We start from the raw sequence: 1,759 nt of genomic DNA, 5'->3' as shown, positions 1-1,759 counted from the left end.
AAGATGGCCTGTCCGTCATAATAGTGCCAACGCCGCCAGACCCGATCCTCAACATAATCATATTCGGCGCGTGCATTGATGGCTTCCACGGCCCATTTGTTGATGATGTACTTGTCTTTGTTGGGATAAGACCAACGGGTATAGGTGCGCTCATCGCCGCTCTTGGCTGTATCACCATGGTCGGTGCTGTGTTTGACCTGGCCATAGGCATCAAAGATGCGGGTTGTTTTTTGCACTCGCTCCACGCCTTCATCATAAGAGTAGGTCAAGCTGGCAGTGTTTAAAGATGTATAAGGCAGTTTGGAGTTGTCGGTGCTGTACTCTTCGACCTGCTTGCGCAAGATGGTGCCGTCGCCATCTTTCCAGATCCGCTGCGCGATCTTGCCCACGGAGGAGACATCCTGGCGGTAGGTGGTCTCAATGGATGGGGCCTTTGTCTCCCCTGCCAGCTTTGGCAACGTGGTTATGATCTTTTTGAAGCCGGCAAAGCGCCGGTTGTCAAAGTCCCAGCGCCCGCCTGAGTAAGCAAAGCGTGTGGTGAAGGCTTGAGATGAGTTGGGCTTTTCTGTCTGGGAGGCTAGGACGGTCAGGACAGGTGGGAACCAGCGCTCATCCTCAGGATCCCCGCCATAGGTGGTGTAACTGGCTAAGAGCTGCCCACCTGAAGGCAACACCACGCCAACCAGCATATCCGGGCGTTCGCTGACAAGCTTTGTCGCACCACCATCAAAGTTTTTACTTGGTCCTGACCCACTATTACCATCAAAAACGCCACCTGACTTGGGCCGGCTGGTGACAAACTCGTTGATCCCATCTCCATCAATATCAGCCATAAAGGCCGTTGTGTAATCACGGATCAGATCACTAGAGGATGCACTTGGTTTTAAGACCAGTGTTTCGCCGCGGGTCAGATAAAGGCGTGTATGATCCCGTTTTCGGTTGCCTATGAAATCAGCACGACCATCACCATTTACATCAGCTGCATGAATGCTGTCGGCGTATATGTATTTAAAATCAGAAACGTTTACTGTTGGTCCTGATAAAAAGCGCAGACCACTGCTATAATAGATTTTGTAGTCGTACTCGCCTTTTTTATAGATAAAGTCAGTTAGCCCGTCGCCATTGAAGTCGGCAAGAAGGGCAGTTGACAGGCTGGGGCTAGTAAACGCTGAAATGAAGCCGGACTTCCCATTTGATAGTCGGGCGGAAACTCGGCCAGTTACTCCTGCAAGGTCTGCCAAGCCGTCATTATTAAAATCGGCGACATGTTTTCCTTTCGCATTTGACCAGCTTTGGTCAGTTGCTTGGGAAAATGACTGCTTTCTGCTGGCAATGACATCATCTTGCCCATCTCCATCAAAGTCACCGATACGAGTGGTATCATCGTAGAGATCATCAGTGGTGTCATATGTAAAACAGTTGTCATGCTCACCACTGCCTGATGTCTGGCAATGTACATATCTATAAGAGTACTTAGGGTCTCTATACTTGGTTAAGCCTCTTCTGAGGGCATGGATCCAGAATCGAGAGGAAGGAGCAGAGCATTTTGTCCCGGCTCGTGTGCTGTTATCGCTTCGGGCAGTAAAGCATTGTGTTAGTTTTGTATCTCGATCAATGTACTTTTTGTAAGAGTCTCTGAATGCAACATCATCTATTCGATCGCCGTTGAGGTCAGCAAACAGAATATCAATGTAATTGGCAGAAGAGGAGTACCATGATGCCGAAATCCTCTTCTGATCGAAGACATCATGTTTGTATG

Annotated in this window: 2 protein-coding genes; both read right to left on the bottom strand. The window is 49.1% G+C overall.

What is annotated here, in order from left to right:
* Window positions 1-1,241, bottom strand: a 1,241-nt coding sequence (locus JCM12308_RS27390) for an FG-GAP-like repeat-containing protein (protein ID WP_164845398.1), incomplete at its 3' end; no start/stop codon positions are given.
* Window positions 1,220-1,426: a hypothetical protein gene (locus tag JCM12308_RS28460; RefSeq protein WP_164845397.1), complete on the bottom strand. Its 207-nt coding sequence runs from the start codon at window positions 1,424-1,426 to the stop codon at window positions 1,220-1,222. The genes JCM12308_RS28460 and JCM12308_RS27390, both read right to left, overlap by 22 nt.
* Window positions 1,427-1,759 lie beyond the last annotated feature (333 nt).

The sequence above is a fragment of the Pseudovibrio denitrificans JCM 12308 genome (assembly GCF_001310815.1).
Lineage (GTDB): Bacteria > Pseudomonadota > Alphaproteobacteria > Rhizobiales > Stappiaceae > Pseudovibrio > Pseudovibrio denitrificans.
This window is presented reverse-complemented; position numbering and strand designations above follow the sequence as displayed.